This is a genomic window from Luteimonas yindakuii (assembly GCF_004803715.2).
Taxonomy (GTDB): Bacteria; Pseudomonadota; Gammaproteobacteria; order Xanthomonadales; family Xanthomonadaceae; genus Luteimonas; species Luteimonas yindakuii.
Window position 1 is genome coordinate 2,944,358 of sequence record NZ_CP039383.2, and the last position, 19,199, is coordinate 2,963,556.

Consider the following 19,199-nt stretch of genomic DNA (forward strand, 5'->3'; position numbering starts at 1 on the left):
AGGGGAGCCTTCCGCGGACCCTGCCATGCTCCTGCGTGTCGTCGTGACCTGCCTCGCCTGCGTGCTTGCCGCGCCGGGCTGCCAGCGAGGCCTCGACACCACGGCGCAACTGCCGCCACCGCTGCCCACCACCGGCGCGCCCGCGCCCGCACCGCTGGCCCTGCCCGACGACTTCCCTGCCGATCTCTACCTGCCGCCGGGCTACGACCTGCGCAGCATGATGGACGTCGATGGCACCCGCGTGGTCGGCGTGCAGGTGCACGGCAACATGGGCGCCCTGTTCGCCGATGCGCGTGCCGGCATGCAGGGCCTGGGCTGGCGACAGACGCTGGCACTGCAGCGCGCATCCGACGGCGCGATGCTGTCGTTCGAGAAGGGTCCCCGCGCGGCGGTGCTGTGGTTCCGTCCGGTCGCCCCGGGCACGGTGCAGTTGCAGTTGCAGCTGCGCGAGGACATGCGGATGGCGCTGCGCTAACGCAGCAGCCACACCTCAGCCGTGGAAGAACCGCGCGATCGCCGCGGCCACGTCGCGCGGGTTTTCCATGTGCAGGTGATGCCCACCCGGCAGCACGGTGAGGTCGCCACGCGGCAACAGCCGGGCGCGGCGACTGCGGTCGGGCTCGGGCAGGTAGGGCTGTGGCGGATCGGCGTAGATCACCCGCGTCGGGCACTCGATGCCGGCAACGAGATCGTCGACCTGCGCGTCGGTCATGCGCACCATCGTCGGCACCGTCAGGCGCGGATCGCTGCTCCAGGTGTGGCCGCCGTCGACATCGGCGAGGCCGCGTTCGACCAGCAGCCGCGCGACCGGCTCGGACAGCGCATTGGCCTGCATCCGCGCACGCACCGCCGGCTGCGGATCCACGAAGACGCGCAGGCGCTTGCCGCGCAGTCCACGCGTGGCGGACACCGCTTCGCGCAGCCGCGCGGTGGTGCGTTCGGCCGATTCCGGCAGTGCGCCCAGGGCCTCGATCACCACCAGTCGTTCGACGCGCTGCGGACAGCCCGCCGCGACCAGGCTGGCGATGCCCGCGCCCATCGAATGGCCGAGCAGTGCGAAGCGCTCCCAGCCCAGCGCATCGGCGATGTCGAGCACGTTGTGCAGCGCGCCGGCGAAGGTGTATTCGGTGCCCGGCGGCAGGTGGTCGCTGCGACCATGGCCGGGCAGGTCCGGCGCGACCAGGTCGAGGTCGGCAAGATGCGCCGCCAGCGGCACGAAGCTCGCCGCGTTGTCGAGCCAGCCGTGCAGCGCGAGCACCTTCGGCCCATTGCCGCCGTTGCGCAGGCCGCGGATGCGGCCGGCGGCGATGTCCAGTTCGAATTCCCGCATCGTCAGTGGGTGCCCGGCGTCCACTGCTGGAGTTCGCGCGCCACCAGCGCGGCCAGCGCGTCGGCATGCCCGGGATCGGCATTGAGGCAGGGGATGTAGCGCAGCGTCTCGCCGCCGTGCTCGCGGAACAGTTCCGCGTTCTGCAGCGCGATCTCCTCCAGCGTCTCCAGGCAGTCGACGGCAAAGCCCGGGCAGACGACGTCGATCCGCTTCACCCCGCTCTCCCCGAGCGCGCGCATGGTGGCGTCGGTATAGGGCTGCAGCCATTTCTCGCGACCGAAGCGCGACTGGAAGGTCAGCATGATGCCGTCGTCCCGCAGTCCCAGTGCGCGCGCGACGGCGACGGTACTGGCACGGCACTGCGCCTGGTAGGGATCGCCGGCGTCGACCACCCGTTGCGGGATGCCGTGGAAGGAGAACAGCAGGCGCTCGCCGCGCGGCTGCACCTGCCATGCCGCGCGGATCGAAGCGGCGACCGCCTCCACCCAGCCGGCGTCGGCGTGGTAGTCCTGCACCACGCGCACCGGCAGCGCGGCACGCCCGGCGACGTCGTCCACCGAGGCAGTGGTGGTGGTCGAGTACTGCGGGTACAGCGGCAGCACCAGCACCCGGCGCGCGCCCTCGGCCTTCAGCCGTTCGAGTTCGCGCACCAGCGACGGCGTGCCATAGCGCATCGCATGCCCCACCCGGAGGGCGGGCAGGCGTTCGGCGACCCGCTCGGCCAGACCGCGCGTGTACACCAGCAACGGCGAACCGCCCTCCATCCAGATGTCGGCATACAGCGCGGCAACACGCTTGCAGCGCAACGGCAGGACCGCGCCGCGCAGGATCGGCTGCCACAGCAGCGGCGGCAGCGACACCACCCGGCGGTCGGAAAGGAATTCGAGCAGGTACCGCCGCACCGCGTCGGGCGTCGGTGCCTCCGGCGTGCCGAGGTTGACCAGCAGCACGGCGTCGTGCGCGTGGGTGGGCGGATGCGCCGTGGGCGCGGGGCTGGGCTGCGACATGTGCATAGGATGACAGCTTCATCCGCACGGCCGCGAGACGCCTCAGACCCGATTCATTTCTGCGATCCTACCTTCACGTGTCGCGGACCCGTTCCGCCCGCCATCGCATCCGGAGCTTCTCGATGATCCAGTCCCGCCGTCCCGTCCGCCTGCTGCTCGCCGCCACCCTCGCGCTGTCGCTGGCGGCCACGGCCGTCCATGCCGGTCCGCGCGAGGACGAGCGCGCGCGCAACGCGGTGCGCGTGCTGACCGAAGTGCAGGCGATCCCGGAGAACGCGATCCCCGACAAGCTGCTCGACGAGGCCCGCGCGATCGTCGTGGTGCCCGACACCATCAAGGCCGGACTGGTGATCGGCGGCCGCCGCGGCCATGGGGTGATGGCGGTGAAGTCGCCCGATGGCACCTGGTCGCAGCCGGCATTCGTCACCCTGACCGGCGGCAGCATCGGCTTCCAGGCCGGCGTGCAGTCGGCCGACGTGGTGCTGGTGTTCCGCAACGACCGCAGCCTCGACAGCATCGTCAACGGCAAGGTCACCCTCGGCGCCGATGCCGGCGTCGCCGCCGGGCCGATGGGCCGCAACGCCGCCACCGCCACCGACGGCCAGCTCAAGGCCGAGATCTGGTCGTGGTCGCGCGCACGCGGGCTGTTCGCCGGCGTCGCGCTGGATGGCGCGGTGCTCAGCATCGACGACCAGGCCAACCAGGCGGTCTATGGCGGCGGCACCACGCCGCGGATGATCTTCGAAAACCGCACCCCGAGCCGCGCGTCGGGTGCGGTGGTGGATTTCCGCGACCGCCTCGAGGAGTCCACCGCGATCGCACGCGCCAATCGTGGCACCGAGGGCACCAGCCAGGTGGTCTCGCAGCGTGCGCCCGCACCGCGGCCTGCCGCGGACACCGGAACGCAGGCGCAGCCGCAACCGCTGGACCCGGCCCGCAGCGAACCCGCGCCGTCGGCGTTCGAACCGGTCGGCGAAAGCGAGATCCGCGCCGAGCCGCTCGACGGCAGCTGGTAAGCGCACCGCTGAACGCGGCAACCCGCACACGGCAACGCAGCCGAGCGACGGCTGCGCTATCCTGCAGTCCAAACCGTATCAAGCAGGCGCGTCATGGGTAGTTTCAGCATCTGGCACTGGATCATCGTCGCCCTCGTCGTGCTGCTGGTGTTCGGCACCAAGAAGCTGCGCGGCGCCGGCCGTGACCTCGGCGAAGCCATCAAGGGCTTCAAGCAGGGCATGCGCGACGAGGACACCCCGTCCGCGCAGATCGAACAGCGCCGCACGGAAACGGTCGCCGACGGCGACCGCAAGCGCGACCGGGACGACGCCGCACGCTGACCTGCGCGTAGCGCCGCCCCATGTTCGACCTCAGCTTCGCCGAACTCCTGGTGATCGCCGTCGTGGCCCTGGTCGTACTGGGGCCCGAGCGCTTGCCGCGTGCCGCGCGCTTCACCGGCCTGTGGGTGCGACGCGCGCGGGCGCAATGGCAATCGGTGCGCTCCGAGTTCGAGCGCGAGCTGGCCGCCGAGGAACTCAAGCGCAACCTCGAGCAGGCGCGCAGTGCGATGCGCGACACCGATCGCGGGATCCGCGACGCCGACGCCGCCATACGCCGCGAAGCGCAGCAATTGCGCGCTGGGGTGACCACCACCGGGACCGCGCCAGGCGCCACGGACACCCCCGACGCGACCGGCGCCGAGACCGACGCGCCCGCAGCGATTGCGGACAGCGCCGGCGACTCCGTCGCCATGCCGTCCGCACGCCCCAGCGAACCGACCGGATCCGATGACGAACGATGCTGAGTCCTCGGTCGACGGCAGCCTGCTCGATCACCTGATCGAGTTGCGCTCGCGCCTGTTGCGCGCGATCGCCGGCCTGATGCTGGTGTTCGTCGGCCTGCTGCCGTTCGCCAATCGCCTCTACGCCTGGCTGGCGCAGCCACTGCTGGACAAGCTGCCGGAAGGTTCGACCCTGATCGCGGTCGAGGTGGCCTCGCCGTTCTTCGCGCCGCTCAAACTCGCTTTCTTCGTCGCCCTGATCGCCACGATGCCGTGGCTGCTGTACCAGCTGTGGGCGTTCGTCGCACCCGGCCTGTACCGGCGCGAGAAGCGCCTGGCGATGCCGCTGCTGGCGTCGGCGCTGCTGCTGTTCTACGCCGGCTGCGCGTTCGCGTTCTTCCTCGTGCTGCCGGTGGTGTTCGGTTTCCTCACCGCGGTGACGCCCGATGGCGTGGCGATGATGACCGACATCCATGCCTACCTGAACTTCGTGCTGGTGATCTTCCTCGCCTTCGGCCTCAGCTTCGAGCTGCCGGTGGCGATGGTGATCCTGGTGCTGATGGGCTGGGTGACGCCGAACCAGCTGCGTGAGTCGCGCGGCTACGCGATCGTCGGCGTGTTCGTGGTCGCCGCCGTGGTCACCCCGCCGGACGTCGTGTCGCAGCTGATGCTGGCGATCCCGATGTGCCTGCTCTACGAAGCGGGCCTGATCGCGGCGCGGATGCTGGTGCCGGCCGACGGGCGCGCCGCCGAAGAATCGTGACGTCGGCGCGGCCACGCATGGCGGCGCCGACACCTGCCGTATCGCCGCCACGCCCGGCATCGCTGCTGCAACGCTGGACGGCGTGGTCGTTGGATGCGGCGCTGGTGGCTGTGGTCACGCTGGCGCTGGTGGCGACGTCGCTGGCTGCACGCCTCGGGGCGCTCGACGCCGCGTTCGCGACGCTTCTCGACGCGATGCTGCAACCACTGCTGTCGGCACTGCCTGGCGTGCCGTCACCGGCGCAGCTTCTCGGCGATCCTGCTGTCCTCACGGCCACCTCGCGCTTCGCGGACGCACTGGGTCACGCGTTGCTGCTGCCGCTGGTGACGTTCGCGCTGCTGTCCTGGCTGTATGCGACCGCGTTCGAATGCGCGCGCGGCGCGACGCCGGGCAAGCGCGTGCTGCGGCTGCGGGTGATCAGTACGGACGATGGTGCGCCGGCATCCTGCAGGCACCACGCGCTGCGCCAGGCCGCCGGCCTGCTGTCGTGGCTGAGCCTCAACCTGGGTCACCTGATGGCGGCGATGCCGCCGCGACACCAGGCCCTGCATGACCGCATCGCCGGGATGCGCGTTGTGACCGACATGGACGCCCTGCCGCGCTGGACGGCGGCGTGGTTGTGGCTGCAGGCGGCACTGGCCTGCCTCGCCCTCGCCGTGCTGATGATCGCGCTGCAGGCGCGGGTGGACGCGGCGCTGCTGCGCGCCCTCGGCTGACCAGGCGCGGGGCGCGCCGGGAGCCGCGATCAGACTTCGATACCGGAACTCGTGGCTGCGGCCGCGATGGTCGCGCGGGCGGCTGGCGCCACCATCTGCGACCAGGCGGTGTAGATCGCGCCGATCACCACCGGCATCAGCACCGCCATCAGCACGACCTGGCCGAACAGGGCCCCGACCAGCAGGCCGCCCACCAGGCCGAACAGTGCGGCGACGACCTGCGCGGCCACGCTCATCAGCACCGCGACGATCAGCGTCAGCACGATGAACACCAGCATCGCCGGCAGGTTGCGCAGGCAGGCGCGGAAGCTGCGCCCCATCGCCTCGAACGCCGGGCGGCGCTCCAGCATGATCTGCGGCGAGGCGACGAAGGTGTAGAAGTACACCGCGATCACCAGCGCGATCACCAGCAGCATCCACAGCAGCAGGCGCCCGGCCGGCAGGCCCGCGAACAGCGCGGGATCGGGGTTGGACTGGCCCTGCGCGGTTTCCATCGCCGCCACCAGGGTCTGCAACTGGTCGACGCCGACCATCAGCACAAGCAGCACGATCGCGGCGATGCCGAAGGCGATCTGCGGAACCAGCTGCGCCATCAACGGCAGCGTGCGCCCGTTGCGGAAGCCTTCCAGCAGGTGCGCGGGCGACGCGGCGCCGCCGCGGTCGACCTGCTGCATGGCATACACGAACCCGCCCAGCAGCACCGGAGTGAGCAGCATGATCAGTGCCTGCAGCCCGAGGAACATGCCCGGCGCCACTTCGGCCAGCAACATCGGCAGGCCGGTCACCAGGCCGAGCGCAGCACCCGTCGCCAGCAGCCCGGCCGGTGCCTTGCGCAGCAGCCCGAAACCGCCCAGCAGCCATTCCGCGCCGGCCCCTGCGGACACCTTGCGCACGTCGCTCATCGCCTTCTGCTCCCTATCGCCCGTCCGGCACTGCGCCGACGCGGCTGCGCACAGTGTACGCGTGGCGCACGAACCGACGCAGCAGATTGCGCGCGTGCGGTGCGGCAGAAACCGCCCGTGCCAGCGCGACCGGATCGGTGCCTTCGGCACGCAGGACATCGGCGCGCGCACGGATGTAGCCGCGCATGTGCATGGCGGAGAACTCGGGATGGAACTGCACGCCCCAGGCCTGGTTGCCGAAGCGGAATGCATAGTTCGGGTCGTGCGCGGCCGTGGCCAGGCACTGCGCGCCTTCGGGCAGCTGTCGCACGCTCTGCAGGTGCGTCGCCTGCGCGCCGAACGGCGAGGGCAGGCCGGCGAACAGCGGGTCGTCGGCAGCGCCGGCGGTGGTTTCCACTTGCACGGTGCCCATGCCGCGACCGGCCGGGTTGTCGGCGACCTCGCCACCCAGCGCGTGCGCCAGCAGCTGGTGGCCGTAGCAGATGCCGAACACCGGCACGCCGGACTCCACCGCGGCCTTGAGCCACTGCGCGGCACGCTCGCTCCAGGGCTCGCGGTCGCTGACCATCGCACCGGAGCCGGTGACGAGGACGCCGATGCGGTCGCCCGGGTCGGGCAGCGTGTCCCCGGTTTGCGCATCCACGGTCTCCACCGCGCTGGCACGCAGGCCGGCGGCGACGCGGATCCAGTGGTCGAAGCCGCCGTGGCGGCGCATGGACGCGATCGGACGTCCGGTTTCAAGGATCAGGAAGGAGGCACTCATGTGCGCGCCATGATACCGGCGTGCGGCTGCACGATTGCCCGGCGCGGGAGGACGCTGCGATCGCGCACGCGGAACGCGCGGGCGTTGTGCGGGCAATGAGTACTTGTCGGGGCTGTGGGTGCGCAAGACGATGCGCTGGGGCGCCTGCCGGAATCGCGATCTTACGGAGAACGAGGGCACGTACCTCGGATAAGCAGCCCTCCGCCAATCGCGCCCTCACCCGCCCCTGCGGGGCACCCCTCTCCCGCTCGCGGGAGAGGGGTACAGATGCTCACTCCCGCGGCGGCAGCACTGTCAGTACTTCCTCGACCGTGGTCAGGCCCTGGGCGACCTTTTCCGCAGCCGCGCGACGCAGGGTGCGCAGGCCGCCGCCGACGGCTGTGCGCGCGAACGCGGCCAGTTCCATGTCGGGGCGGATCATCGCGCGCAGCTGCGATGTCACCGGCATCAGCTCGTACAGGCCGACGCGGCCCTGGTAGCCGGTGTTGCGGCATTCGAGGCAACCCACCGGCACATGCGGCTGGCCGGACGGTACCGGCTCGCCGGGATCGAGCAATGCCTGCCAGCCGGCGTCGGGGACCTGGCCCGGGCGCTTGCAGTGCGCGCACAGCGTGCGCACCAGACGCTGCGCGAGCACGCCGTTAAGGGTGGAAGCAATCAGGTAATGCGGCAGGCCAAGATCCAGCAGGCGGGTGACCGCCGACGGCGCATCGTTGGTGTGCAGCGTCGACAGCACCAGGTGTCCGGTCAGCGAGGCCTGCACCGCCATCTGCGCGGTATCGAGGTCGCGGATCTCGCCAATCATGATGATGTCCGGGTCCTGCCGCAGCAGCGTGCGCACGCCCTGGGCGAACGTCAGGTCGATCGCGGTATGCACCTGGGTCTGGTTGAGCTCCGGCGCGACCATCTCGATCGGGTCCTCCACGGTGCAGACGTTGACGTCGGGCGTCGACAGCCGCCGCAGCGTCGAATACAGCGTGGTGGTCTTGCCCGAGCCGGTGGGGCCAGTCACCAGCACGATGCCGTGCGGGCGCTGCACCAGTTCCTCCCACGCCGCCGCCTCGCCGGCGTCGAAGCCGAGCTGCCCGATCGGCTTGAACGCGGTGTCCGGATCGAAGATGCGCATCACGCACTTCTCGCCGAACGCGGTGGGCATCGTCGACAGGCGCATCTCCACTTCGCGCCCGCCCGGCGAGCGGGTCTTGATGCGGCCGTCCTGCGGGCGCCGGCGTTCGGCCAGGTCCATGCGCCCGAGCACCTTGATGCGCGACACCACCGCGGTCATCACCGGCGGCGGCATCTCGAACACCTTGTGCAGCACGCCGTCGATGCGGAAGCGCACGCGGCCGAGGTCGCGCCGCGGTTCGAGATGGATATCGGAAGCGCGCTGTTCGTAGGCGTACTGCAGCAGCCAGTCGACGATGTGGACGATGTGGTGGTCGTCGGCGTTGACGTCGCCGGACTTCCCCAGCTCCACCAGCTGCTCGAAGCTCGGTGCATCGCCACCGCCACCCGCGCCGTCGCGCTGCTCGCGCGCGCCGCGCAGCGAACGGGTGACGCCGAAGAATTCCATGGTGTAGCGGTTGAGGTCGAGCGGGCTGGCGACCTCGAGGGTGATGTCGCGGCGAAGCAGGCGCTGCAGGTCGGGCAGCCAGTCCAGCGCCAGCGGTTCGCTGGTGGCGATCAGCGCGCGCTCGGGCCCCACTTCCAGCGGCAGGATGCGGTGCCTGCGCGCATACGCATGCGAGATCAGATCGGTGACGCCGGCGACGTCGAGCCGGGTCGGGTCGATGCGGCGGTAGGTCAGGCCGGTGCGCGCAGCCAGCCATTCGGTCAGCGCCTCGAGTCCGAGCTCGGTGCCGGGCCGGCGCGTGGAGGCCAGCTTGAGGTTGGCCAGCAGCACCAGCGGATGCACGGTGTCGATACCACGCAGGTGGCGGCTGCCGGCATGCGCACGGGCGGCTTCCTCGGCGCCGATCAGTCCATCAGCGGCCAGCGCGTCGATCAGCGGTGCGATCGCCAGCCGTCCGGGCGGCAGCGCGGCGGAGGCCTGGGGGCGTTCGGTGCGTGCTTCGCTCAAGGACCGGCTGCCGGGAGTGCGGAGGGTGCGCCGTATACTAGCGCGCCCTTATTCGCGAGCCTGCCGACGATGTCCGCACCCACGTTCCAGGAGCTGATCCGGCGCCTCAACGCCTACTGGGCGGAGCAGGGTTGCGTGCTGATCCAGCCGCTGGACCTCGAGGTCGGCGCGGGCACCTTCCATCCGGCCACGTTCCTGCGTTCGCTCGGCCCGGAGCCGTGGAATGCCGCCTACGTGCAGCCCTGCCGCCGCCCCACCGACGGCCGCTATGGCGAGAACCCGAACCGCCTGCAGCGCTACTACCAGTACCAGGTGGCGATGAAGCCCTCGCCCGACAATATCGTCGAGCTGTATTTCGACTCGCTGAAGAGCCTCGGCATCGACCCGCGGGTGCACGACCTGCGCCTGGTCGAGGACAACTGGGAATCGCCCACGCTCGGCGCCTGGGGCCTGGGCTGGGAAGTGTGGTTGAACGGGATGGAAGTCACCCAGTTCACCTGGTTCCAGCAGGCCGGCGGCCTGGAGTGCCGGCCGGTGCTTGGCGAGATCACCTACGGCCTCGAGCGGCTGTGCATGTACCTGCAGAACTGCGACAACGTCTACGACCTGGTGTGGACCCACGGCCCCGACGGCACCCCGGTGCATTACGGCGACGTCTACCACCAGAACGAGGTGGAGCAGAGCCGCTACAACTTCGAGGTCGCCGACGTGCCGGAGCTGCTGCACCGCTTCGACGCCTGCGAGGCGGAGGCGCTGAAGCTGGTGGAACTCGACCTGCCGCTGCCGGCCTACGAGCAGGTGATGAAGGCCAGCCACAGCTTCAACATGCTCGACGCGCGCCGCGCGATCAGCGTCACCGAGCGCCAGCGCTACATCCTGCGCGTACGCCGGCTGTCGCAGGCGGTGGCGCAGGCGTATTTCGCCCAGCGCGAGAAACTCGGTTTCCCGGGTTTGAAGCAGCAGCGCACGGCCGCTGCATGAGCGGCGTCTCCGGCCTGCTCACCGCGGCGCTGCTGTGGTTGCTGACCGCGCCAGCTGCATTCGCGTTCTTCGCCGCCTACTGGGCGCAGCAGACGCGGCGCAACCCGTGGCTGTGGTTCTTCTTCGGCCTGCTGCTGATGCCGCTGGCCGGCGTCGTGCTGCTGATGCTCAACAAAGACCGGCCGGCCGCGCCCACGGGCGTTGACCACGGCCACCTCCTCTCGATCCGGAACGACCTGCCATGACCACCTCCGCCCCCCTGCTGATCGAACTCGGCACCGAGGAACTGCCGGTCAAGGCGCTGCCCGCGCTGGCGCAGGCGTTCTTCGACGGCGTGGTCGGCGCGCTGGAGAAGCGCGGCATGGCGGTCGAGCGCGGCGATGCCAAGCCGCTGTACACGCCGCGCCGCCTCGCGGTGCTGCTGCCGGGCGTGGCCACCACCCAGCCCGAGCAGCGATCGGAAGTGCTGGGGCCGTACGTCAACATCGCGCTGGATGCCGACGGGCAGCCGACCCGTGCGCTGCAGGGCTTCGCGCAGAAGGCCGGGGTCGAGTGGACCGCGCTCGAGCGCACCAGCGACCAGAAGGGTGAGCGCTTCGTGCACCGGGCGGTCACGCCCGGCGTCCCCACCGCCGACCTGCTGCCGGCGGTGCTGGCCGAGGCGATCGACGCGATCCCGGTGCCCAAGCCGATGCGCTGGGGTGCGCACGGCTGGGCGTTCGCACGGCCGGTGCTGTGGCTGGTGGCGCTGCTGGGCGATGAGGTGGTCGCCGCCGACGCGTTCGGCTGTGCCGCCGGCCGCGACAGCCGCGGCCACCGCTTCATGCACGATGGCCCGGTGTCGATCGCACGGCCGGGCGACTATGTCGACGCGCTGCGTGCGGCAAAGGTGCTGGTGGATCCCGACGAGCGCCGCGCGCGCATCGTCGACGAGGTGACGACCGCTGCCGCGGCTGCCGGCGGCAGCGCGCGCATCGACGCTGACAATCTGGCCCAGGTCACCTGCCTGGTGGAGTGGCCGAAGGCGGTCGCGTGTTCGTTCGAGCCGCAGTTCCTCGCGGTGCCGCAGGAAGCGCTGGTCGCCACCATGGAGGCCAACCAGAAATTCTTCCCGGTACTCGGCAGCGACGGCCGGCTGATGGAGCATTTCATCGGCATCGCCAATATCGACTCCACCGACGAGGCCGAGGTGCGCAAGGGCTACGAACGGGTGATCCGGCCGCGCTTCGCCGATGCGCAGTTCTTCTTCGTCGAGGACATCCGCCAGGGCCTGCCGTCGATGAACGCCGGGCTCGCGACGGTGACCTACCAGGCAATGCTGGGCACGCTGGCCGACAAGGTCGGCCGGGTCGCGGCACTTGCCGAGGCGATCGCCCCGCGGGTCGGCGTGGACGCCGCGCTCGCCCGCCGCGCGGCGGAGCTGTCCAAGGCCGACCTGCAGTCGCGCCTGGTCAACGAGTTCCCGGAACTGCAGGGCATCGCCGGGCGCTACTACGCACTGCAGGACCCGTCGCTCGACGACCTTTCGCACGACGACCGCAGCGTGCTGGCCAACGCCATCGACGAGGCCTGGCAGCCGCGCTCTTCCGGCGACGACATCGCGCTGTCGCCGCTGGGCAAGGTGCTGGCGATCGCCGAGCGCCTGGACACGCTCGCCGGCGGGTTTGCCGCGGGGCTGAAGCCGACCGGTAACAAGGACCCGTTCGCGCTGCGCCGCAATGCGCTGGGGCTGGCGCGCACGATTATCGAGAGCGGGTTCGATCTCGACCTGCCGCAGCTGCTTGACTCGGCGATCGCAGCCGTTGGTGCGTTGCCGACCGGCAAGGACGGCGCCACCACCATCGCCGACCGCAACGAACTCCACGACTTCATCCTCGACCGCCTGCGCGGCTACTACGAGGACCGCGGCGTGCCGCCGCAGCACTTCGCCGCGGTCGCGGCATTGAAGCCCGCATCGCTGTACGACTTCGACCGCCGCATCGATGCCATCGGCAGCTTCGCCGCGTTGCCGGAAGCCGAGGCGCTGGCCGCCGCCGACAAACGCATCCGCAACATCCTGCGCAAGGCCGACATCGAGGTGCCGGCGCAGGTCGACCCTGCGCTGTTCACCGAGCCCGCCGAGCGCGCGCTGGCCGAAGCGGTAGAAGCGGTCTACGGCGAGACCACGCAGGCGCTGGCGCGGGGCGACTATGTCGACGCACTCGCGCGGCTGGCGCGGTTGCGCCCGCAGGTGGATGCGTTCTTCGACGCGGTGATGGTCAACGCCGACGACCCGGCGGTGCGCGCCAACCGGCTGGCGCTGCTGAAGCGGCTGGGCGGGCGACTGGGCAGCGTGGCGGCGATCGAGCAGCTGTCGGGCTGAGGTCGCAGCCGCCACGACACGTCAATCGGGCATCGCATGGCGTTCGGTATGCTGCCGCGCATGCGTGCCCCCCAACGCGTCACCCTGCCCCGTTCGCACCCGGCCATCCTCCGTGCCTTCGCCCTTGCCGCGCTGCTGTCGCCGGCGCTGGCGCAGGCGATCGAGGTCGGCGCGGTCACCATTGTCGGCCTCGATGAGGAGATGACCGAGAACGTCCGCGTCTCGCTGTCGCTCGAGCAGGCACAGGGCCGCGACGTGTCGTTCCGCCGCCTCGCCTACATGCTGCGCGAGGCCGAGGACGAGACCCGCGAGGCGCTGGAACCGTTCGGCTTCTATTCGCCGACGATCACCGTCGAGCGCGAACCCGCCAACGGCAACGGCAGTGGTACCGGCGACCCGCGGCGCGCGCCGGTCTGGGTGACCATCACCGTCGATCCGGGCGAGCCGGTGCGCATCCGCCATTCCAACATCGCCATCCTCGGCGAGGGCGCGCGCGACCGGTACCTCGCCGAGGAACTCGACGCGTTCGCGCCGGCCCCTGGCGCCGTCCTCGACCATCCGGTCTACGAGGCCAGCAAGAACCGCATCAGCCGCCGGCTGGCCCAGCGCGGCTACTTCGATGCCGACTTCAGCGCGCGCCGGGTCGAAGTGACGCGTGCCGACCACGCCGCCGACATCGAACTGGTGTGGACCAGTGGCGAGCGTTACGACATGGGGCCGACCACCTTCACCCAGACCCCGCAGGAGGTCATCGATCCGGGCCTGCTGGAGCGGCTGGTGTACTGGGAACAGGGCGAGTACTACCACCAGGGCCGCCTCGACCGCCTGCGCACCTCGCTGCAGCGGCTGGACTACTTCAGCAGCATCAGCATCGATCCGCAGCCGGACAACGCGGTCGACCACCAGGTGCCGGTGCAGGTCACCCTGACCCCGGCGCCGCGCAAGGTGCAGACCGCCGGCCTGTCCTACGGCACCGACAGTGGCGCCGGTTTCCGCCTTGGCGAGGAGCGGCGCTACGTCAACCGCCGCGGCCACAAGGCGCTGGTGCAGCTGGACTGGGCGCAACGCCGCAAGACCGCCACGCTGCAGTACCGCATCCCTGCGTTCGCCTGGCTCGATGGCTGGTACGCGATCAGCCTGCAGGGCGCCGACGAGCAGACCCGTTATATCGACAGCCGCCGGCTCGAACTGGTCGGCAGCCGCACCGGCCAGTACAGCCGCAACCTCAACCTCGTCGCTTCGCTGCATGCGCTGCGGGAGCGATGGGGCTACGTCGTCGACGACGGCGACGATGCCACCGACGACCTGGCGCGCGACTACCGCTACGCCACGTTCCTGTATCCGTCGCTGCGCGCGGAATACATCGACGTCGACGACCGCCTGTTCCCGCGCGAAGGCATCGGCGGCACCCTGGTGCTGCGCGGCGGCGCCGAGGGCGTGGGTTCGGATGCCAGCTTCGGGCAGCTGCATGCGCGCGCCACCTGGTACCGCGGCTTCGGCGAGCGCAACCGGCTGATCGTGCGTGGCGAGCTGGGCACCACGTCGACCGGCGCGCTCACCGACATGCCGCCGAGCCTGCGCTTCTACGCCGGCGGCGATCGCAGCATCCGCGGCTACGACTGGCGCGAGGTCGGCCCGCGTATCGGCGACTTCGCCATCGGCGCCAAGCACGTCACCACCGCCAGCGTGGAGTTCGAGCACTACTTCGCCAACAGCTTCGGCTTCGCGGTGTTCGCCGATTCCGGCAGTGCCTATGACGACCGCCCCGACTGGCGCACCGGCGTCGGCGCCGGCGTGCGCTGGGCGTCGCCGGTGGGGCCGCTGCGCTTCGACATCGCCCGCGGCCTCGACGAACCCGATTCGCCATTCACCCTGCACCTCGACATCGGGACCTCGTTCTGATGGCGGTCTTCGAAAGCCAGCGCGACGGCGAGGCCGCGGAAGCGCGCGAGGCGCGCATCGCCGAACTGCGCGCACGCCGGCGCAAGCGGTTGCGCTGGCTGGCGTGGCGCTCGGGCATCGCGGTCGGCGTGCTCGGGCTGTTGGCGGTCGGGCTGGCGTACTGGCTGCTGACCACGCTGGGCGGGCGCGACTTCCTGCTCGCGCAGATCCAGGCGCGGCTGCCGGCCGGCACCGTATTCGAATGGCGCGCGGCCGAAGGCCCGGCGAGCGGCCCGCTGACCCTGTACGACGTGCGCTTCGTCTATCAGGCCTGCCCGGACCGCGACGAGGAGCCGGTGCCGTTCGGCGACTGCGACGAGCCGCTGACGCTGTCGTTCGAGGCGGCGCGGGTGATGCTGGATCCGGACATCCGCCCGCTGTTCGGCCGCCGCCTGCGGCTGGACGCGCTGGAGGTCGACGATGCCCGGCTGCTGCTGCCGCCCGGGAGCGACGAACCGTTCGAACTGCCGACCTGGCCCGGTTCGCTACCGCAGATCGGCCCGCTGCCGCTGGCGCTGCAGGCCGACCGCATCGACATCCGCGACTTCGAGGTGATCGGCGCCGAGGGACCGCTCATCGACGTGCGCAGCGCGAGCGGTGCGCTCGACGCCAGCAATGGCGCCCTGCGCGTGGACAACCTGCTGGTCGACAGCGACCGCGGCGCGTTCCGCGTGCACGGTCATTACCTGCCTGACCAGGACTACCGCATGGACCTGGTCGCCAGCGCACTGCTGCCGGCGCCGGCCGGGCGCACCCGGCCACGGCTGGGGCTGGTGGCCCGTGGCGACGTCAACGACCTGGCCATCGCCGTGCGCGGGCATGCGCCGGCACCGCTGGCCATCGACCTCACCCTGCGCGGCGGCGAGCGGCGGGCTGGCGGCTGGGCGTGGATGCCGAGGCGCTCGACCTTGCCCTGCTGGCGGGCGGCGAGGCCGGCGCCACGCCGCTGCGCGTGTTGCTGGCGGCGGATGGCGTCGGCGGCGAGGCCAACCTGCAAGGTCGGATCGGCTATGGCGAGCTGGAGGCGGTCATCCACCCGTCGGCGGTGCAACTCGAGGACCAGGTGCTGGAACTGCGCCCGCTGCGGGTGGACGCGCTGGATGGCCGCATCAGCCTGCGCGGCCGCGCCGACTTCACGGACCGCGAGCGGCCACAGGGGAAGTTCTCGCTGTCGGCGCGCGACGTGCAGTGGCGCGGCCGTGCCGACGCGGCCACCGGCGAGATGCCGCCCGCGGTGACCGCGGATGCCGATCTCGGCCTCGCCGGTGCCCTGGATGCGTGGGCGGTGATCGGCAAGGCCAGCGTCGCCCGCGATGCGCAGCGGGCCGAGGTCGAGCTCGACGGCCGCGGCAACGCCGACGGCATGCAGCTGCGCACGCTGCGCGCGACGATGCCGGAGGGGCGCCTCGACGGCCACGGCACGCTGGCCTGGGCGCCGGCGCTTGCCTGGCGGCTCGACGCCGAGCTCGCCGGCTTCGACCCAGGGTATTTCCTGCCGGACTGGAACGGCCGCATCGACGGCACCCTGGCCAGCACCGGCGACACCCGGGCCGACGGCGGCCTCGACATCCTGGTCGATGCCCCGCGCCTTGCCGGCACCCTGCGCAACCGCCGCCTTGCCGGGCACGCACGCGTGGAGCTGCACGGCCCGGCCACGGTGGCCGCACCCGAAACCGGGTTCGATTTCGCCGGCGATGTCGACCTGCGGCTGGGCAACAGCCACGTCGTGGCCCGCGGAGAGATCGCGCAGCAGATCGACATCGACGCCAACCTGGCCCCGCTGCAGCTCGACGACCTGCTGCCCGGTGCCGGCGGCCGGGTCGAGGGCACGCTGCAGCTGTCGGGCCGCCGCGACGCGCCGGGGATCGCCGCCGACCTCACCGGCCGCGACCTGCGCTGGAACGACTACACCGCCGGCTCGGTGCGGCTGGTGGGCGCCCTGCCCGGCGGACGCGGCAACGGCCGGCTGACGCTGGCCGCGCAGGCGGTGCAGGCGGGGGTGTTGCTGGACAGCGTCGAACTCGAAGCACGCGGCCGCATCGATGCGTTCGACGCCACCGCGCGTGCGCGCGGCAACATCGGCGCGCTCGACCTCGCCGCCAGTCTGCAGCGCGCGGGCCAAGGCTGGCGCGGTGCGCTCGACGCGCTGCGGCTGGCGCCATCGCGCGGCGCGGTGTGGAACCTGCAGTCGCCGGCACGCTTCGCGGTGGGCGGCGGGCGCTGGCAGGTCGACGAGTCCTGCTTCCTCGGCACCGATGGCGGCTCGCTGTGCGTGGCCGCCGACTGGCCGCGCAACGGCCTCACCGCCACCGGCCGGCAACTGCCGCTGCTGCTGGTGGAGCCGTGGCTGCCACCGCGCGAGGACGGCACGCCGTGGGCGCTGCGTGGCGAGGTGGCGATCGATGCGCGGTTGCGTCCGGTCGGCAACGGCTTCGCCGGCAACGTGGCGCTGACCTCCGCCAGCGGCGGCCTGCGCTTCAGCCCGCGCGCGCGCCGCGACGTGGTGTCGTATTCCGACCTCGCGCTCGAGGCGAGCTTCAACGCCAACAGCCTCGAGGCCACGCTGGCCACCGCCATCGACGACACCGGCCGCGTGCGCGCGGAACTGCGCACTGGCTGGGATGCGTACGCGCCGCTGTCGGGCCGGCTCGAGGCCGACATCGACAACCTCACCTGGGTGGAGCTGTTCTCGCCCGACATCGTCGAGCCGCAGGGCCAGCTGGTGGCACGGGTCACCGTGGACGGCACGCGCGCGGCGCCGCGGATCGGCGGCCAGGCCGAGCTCACCGGCTTCAGCACCGAGATCCCCTCATTGGCGATCGCGCCCACCGACGGCAACCTGCGCCTGGATGCCGCCGCGGACGGTAGCGCGCGCCTGGCCGGCAGCCTGCGCTCCGGCGAGGGCACGCTGCGCATCGACGGCAGCCTCGGCCTCACCGGGCAGGCGCCGATCGTGCTCAACCTGCGCGGCAGCAACGTGCTGGTCTCCGACACCCGCGACCTGCACGCGGTCGCCGACCCCGACCTGGTGGTGCGCATCGCCCCGGGGCAGCCGATCAGCGTCACCGGCGAGGTCGGCGTGCCGGAGGCACGGCTGGACCTGGAGCGCCTGAGCGAAGGCGTATCGACCTCGCCCGACGTGGTGGTGCTGGATCCGGTGGATCCCGAGCAGGGCCCGCCGACCGGGATCAGCCTGGACCTCACCGTCGCCCTCGGCGACGAGGTCCACCTCAACGGCTTCGGCCTGACCGGCCAGCTCGGCGGCCGCCTGCGCATCCGCCAGGTGCCGGGCCGCGAGATCATCGGCCTCGGGTCGCTCAACGCCAGCGGGCTCTATCGCGCCTACGGCCAGGAGCTGCGGATCACCCGCGGTGCCTTCACCTGGAGCAACGACCCGATCGCCGACCCGGTCATCAACCTGCGCGCCGAACGCCGCATCGAGGCGGAGGAGCTGACCGCCGGGATCGACGTGCGCGGGCGCGTGTCGTCACCGTCGGTGGACGTGTGGACGGATCCCGCGCGCGACCAGTCGGAGGCGCTGGCCTATCTGGCGCTCGGCCGCTCGCTGACCACGGTCACCGGCGCCGAGGGCGCCCAGCTCGACGCCGCCAGCGCGGCGTTGTCGGCGGGTGGCGGCATCATCGCCTCGCAGCTGGGCAGCAGGCTCGGCCTCGACAGCGCCGGCATCGGCGCGTCGCGGGCGCTGGGCGGCAGCGTGCTCGGCATCGGCAAGCAGCTCTCGCCGCGGCTGTACGTCGGCTTCGGCGTGTCCCTGCTCGGCACCGGCCAGGTGTTGACGCTGAAATACCTGCTCGGCCGCGGCTTCGACGTCGAGATCGAGTCCAGCACGCTGGAGAGCCGCGGCTCGCTCAACTGGCGTCGGGAGCGGGATTGAGGGGAGCTTCGGCAACGTCCCCTTGGAGCAAATAAAGGTTCCCGCAGGGGGCAGTCCGGGGGCCCACTACGGCCACAGGGGGATGCCAGCCGGATATCTCCGCGTCCCGCTACCACATCCGGCCGCCGGCCATCCATGGCCGGCTCTGGACATCCCTCTGCGGCCGCGGCGGGCACCGGGCTGTCGTCGCGTCGGGTCGAAGGTCAACGGCAAAGAACGGTCGTCACGTCGCGCAAGCGACGCCGGTAGCAACCGCTGTTGCCCTTCGTACCGAAGCCGACGAATGCCCGAGCCCGGCGCGTGCATCGGGGGGTGTGCGGACAGCCGGCCATGGATGGCCGGCGGCCGGCCGTGGTAGCTGGACGCGGACTCCGGCCGGGGGAGCACACCCCCCGATACGCGCGACGGGCGGCGCGAGGCAAAACGGAGCGGCTCGCGGGCACCCGAGCACACCGACCCTGTCGCTCTTTGCCCCGGCGTCTGGAAAGGAGCCAATAAAAAGCCCCGCAGGCAGGGGGGGCCGGCGGGGCTCGGGGAACGCGGGCTCGGGGAGAAGCCTGGTGCGTTCCGGGATCACTCCAGGGGAAGGGAGAGATCTGCGACGGACGTTGCATCCGTCGGGGCCTATATGAGCATTCCGTACATGGATGGTTCGTGAAGATTGTGCTGGGAAAACCGTAAG

16 protein-coding genes are annotated in these 19,199 nt (G+C 71.4%); 11 read left to right on the top strand and 5 right to left on the bottom strand.

What is annotated here, in order from left to right; all coding sequences use genetic code 11:
- The first annotated feature begins 25 nt into the window (after positions 1-25).
- Complete coding sequence (locus E5843_RS13630; protein ID WP_134674453.1) at positions 26-475, top strand: hypothetical protein; 450 nt, start codon at positions 26-28, stop codon at positions 473-475.
- Positions 476-490: 15 nt separating this feature from the next.
- Here the strand turns inward: E5843_RS13630 and E5843_RS13635 are convergent, their stop codons facing one another.
- Positions 491-1,336, bottom strand: a complete 846-nt coding sequence (locus E5843_RS13635) for an alpha/beta fold hydrolase (protein WP_208542807.1) — start codon at positions 1,334-1,336, stop codon at positions 491-493.
- Positions 1,333-2,337 (bottom strand): ferrochelatase, encoded by a 1,005-nt coding sequence (gene hemH, locus E5843_RS13640; RefSeq protein ID WP_136412958.1) that lies wholly within the window; start codon positions 2,335-2,337, stop codon positions 1,333-1,335. Before hemH ends, E5843_RS13635 begins: the two co-directional genes overlap by 4 nt.
- Before the next feature lie 122 nt (positions 2,338-2,459).
- On the opposite strand from hemH, the gene E5843_RS13645 reads away from it, so the two are divergent.
- The 5 genes from E5843_RS13645 to E5843_RS13665 all read left to right on the top strand — a co-directional run bounded on the left by E5843_RS13645 (position 2,460) and on the right by E5843_RS13665 (position 5,593).
- Complete coding sequence (locus E5843_RS13645) at positions 2,460-3,353, top strand: lipid-binding SYLF domain-containing protein (RefSeq protein WP_141066091.1); 894 nt, start codon at positions 2,460-2,462, stop codon at positions 3,351-3,353.
- A gap of 93 nt (positions 3,354-3,446) precedes the next feature.
- Complete coding sequence (tatA, locus tag E5843_RS13650) at positions 3,447-3,674, top strand: Sec-independent protein translocase subunit TatA (RefSeq protein WP_136412960.1); 228 nt, start codon at positions 3,447-3,449, stop codon at positions 3,672-3,674.
- A gap of 20 nt (positions 3,675-3,694) precedes the next feature.
- Positions 3,695-4,138: a Sec-independent protein translocase protein TatB gene (tatB, locus tag E5843_RS13655; protein ID WP_136412961.1), complete on the top strand. Its 444-nt coding sequence runs from the start codon at positions 3,695-3,697 to the stop codon at positions 4,136-4,138.
- Positions 4,122-4,877 carry a twin-arginine translocase subunit TatC gene (gene tatC, locus E5843_RS13660; RefSeq protein ID WP_134674459.1) on the top strand — a complete coding sequence of 252 codons (756 nt, stop codon included), beginning with the start codon at positions 4,122-4,124 and terminating at the stop codon, positions 4,875-4,877. Before tatB ends, tatC begins: the two co-directional genes overlap by 17 nt.
- 17 nt (positions 4,878-4,894) lie before the next feature.
- On the top strand, positions 4,895-5,593 hold the full coding sequence (locus E5843_RS13665) for an RDD family protein (RefSeq protein WP_136412962.1): 699 nt from the start codon (positions 4,895-4,897) through the stop codon (positions 5,591-5,593).
- 29 nt (positions 5,594-5,622) lie between these two features.
- Here the strand turns inward: E5843_RS13665 and E5843_RS13670 are convergent, their stop codons facing one another.
- The 3 genes from E5843_RS13670 to E5843_RS13680 all read right to left on the bottom strand — a co-directional run bounded on the left by E5843_RS13670 (position 5,623) and on the right by E5843_RS13680 (position 9,338).
- Positions 5,623-6,495: a BPSS1780 family membrane protein gene (locus E5843_RS13670; RefSeq protein ID WP_141066092.1), complete on the bottom strand. Its 873-nt coding sequence runs from the start codon at positions 6,493-6,495 to the stop codon at positions 5,623-5,625.
- A gap of 13 nt (positions 6,496-6,508) precedes the next feature.
- Positions 6,509-7,258, bottom strand: a complete 750-nt coding sequence (locus E5843_RS13675) for a glutamine amidotransferase (protein WP_136412965.1) — start codon at positions 7,256-7,258, stop codon at positions 6,509-6,511.
- 271 nt (positions 7,259-7,529) lie between these two features.
- Positions 7,530-9,338, bottom strand: a complete 1,809-nt coding sequence (locus tag E5843_RS13680) for a GspE/PulE family protein (RefSeq protein ID WP_141066093.1) — start codon at positions 9,336-9,338, stop codon at positions 7,530-7,532.
- Between the two features lie 69 nt (positions 9,339-9,407).
- Here E5843_RS13680 and glyQ point away from each other — a divergent pair, with 69 nt between their 5' ends.
- From glyQ to E5843_RS13705, 5 genes are all read left to right on the top strand, one after another.
- On the top strand, positions 9,408-10,319 hold the full coding sequence (gene glyQ, locus E5843_RS13685; RefSeq protein ID WP_134674464.1) for a glycine--tRNA ligase subunit alpha: 912 nt from the start codon (positions 9,408-9,410) through the stop codon (positions 10,317-10,319).
- A complete protein-coding gene (locus E5843_RS13690) occupies positions 10,316-10,564 on the top strand; it encodes a hypothetical protein (protein WP_136412967.1) in 249 nt (82 codons plus the stop codon). Before glyQ ends, E5843_RS13690 begins: the two co-directional genes overlap by 4 nt.
- Positions 10,561-12,681 (top strand): glycine--tRNA ligase subunit beta, encoded by a 2,121-nt coding sequence (glyS, locus tag E5843_RS13695; protein WP_141066094.1) that lies wholly within the window; start codon positions 10,561-10,563, stop codon positions 12,679-12,681. The genes E5843_RS13690 and glyS overlap by 4 nt, the downstream gene beginning before the upstream one ends.
- 60 nt (positions 12,682-12,741) lie before the next feature.
- On the top strand, positions 12,742-14,583 hold the full coding sequence (locus E5843_RS13700; RefSeq protein WP_244240792.1) for an autotransporter assembly complex protein TamA: 1,842 nt from the start codon (positions 12,742-12,744) through the stop codon (positions 14,581-14,583).
- Positions 14,584-15,508: 925 nt separating this feature from the next.
- Positions 15,509-18,517, top strand: a complete 3,009-nt coding sequence (locus E5843_RS13705; protein ID WP_141066095.1) for a translocation/assembly module TamB domain-containing protein — start codon at positions 15,509-15,511, stop codon at positions 18,515-18,517.
- Positions 18,518-19,199: the final 682 nt, after the last annotated feature.

Bases quoted from the DNA above. Each gene is read 5' to 3' on its own strand.
- E5843_RS13700 (WP_244240792.1), top strand. From the start codon at position 12,742: ATGCGTGCCCCCCAACGCGTCACCCTGCCCCGTTCGCACCCGGCCATC.
- E5843_RS13670 (WP_141066092.1), bottom strand. From the start codon at position 6,495: ATGAGCGACGTGCGCAAGGTGTCCGCAGGGGCCGGCGCGGAATGGCTG.
- tatC (WP_134674459.1), top strand. From the start codon at position 4,122: ATGACGAACGATGCTGAGTCCTCGGTCGACGGCAGCCTGCTCGATCAC.
- glyQ (WP_134674464.1), top strand. From the start codon at position 9,408: ATGTCCGCACCCACGTTCCAGGAGCTGATCCGGCGCCTCAACGCCTAC.
- tatB (WP_136412961.1), top strand. From the start codon at position 3,695: ATGTTCGACCTCAGCTTCGCCGAACTCCTGGTGATCGCCGTCGTGGCC.
- E5843_RS13675 (WP_136412965.1), bottom strand. From the start codon at position 7,258: ATGAGTGCCTCCTTCCTGATCCTTGAAACCGGACGTCCGATCGCGTCC.
- tatA (WP_136412960.1), top strand. From the start codon at position 3,447: ATGGGTAGTTTCAGCATCTGGCACTGGATCATCGTCGCCCTCGTCGTG.
- E5843_RS13690 (WP_136412967.1), top strand. From the start codon at position 10,316: ATGAGCGGCGTCTCCGGCCTGCTCACCGCGGCGCTGCTGTGGTTGCTG.
- E5843_RS13645 (WP_141066091.1), top strand. From the start codon at position 2,460: ATGATCCAGTCCCGCCGTCCCGTCCGCCTGCTGCTCGCCGCCACCCTC.
- E5843_RS13665 (WP_136412962.1), top strand. From the start codon at position 4,895: ATGGCGGCGCCGACACCTGCCGTATCGCCGCCACGCCCGGCATCGCTG.
- E5843_RS13630 (WP_134674453.1), top strand. From the start codon at position 26: ATGCTCCTGCGTGTCGTCGTGACCTGCCTCGCCTGCGTGCTTGCCGCG.
- hemH (WP_136412958.1), bottom strand. From the start codon at position 2,337: ATGTCGCAGCCCAGCCCCGCGCCCACGGCGCATCCGCCCACCCACGCG.
- glyS (WP_141066094.1), top strand. From the start codon at position 10,561: ATGACCACCTCCGCCCCCCTGCTGATCGAACTCGGCACCGAGGAACTG.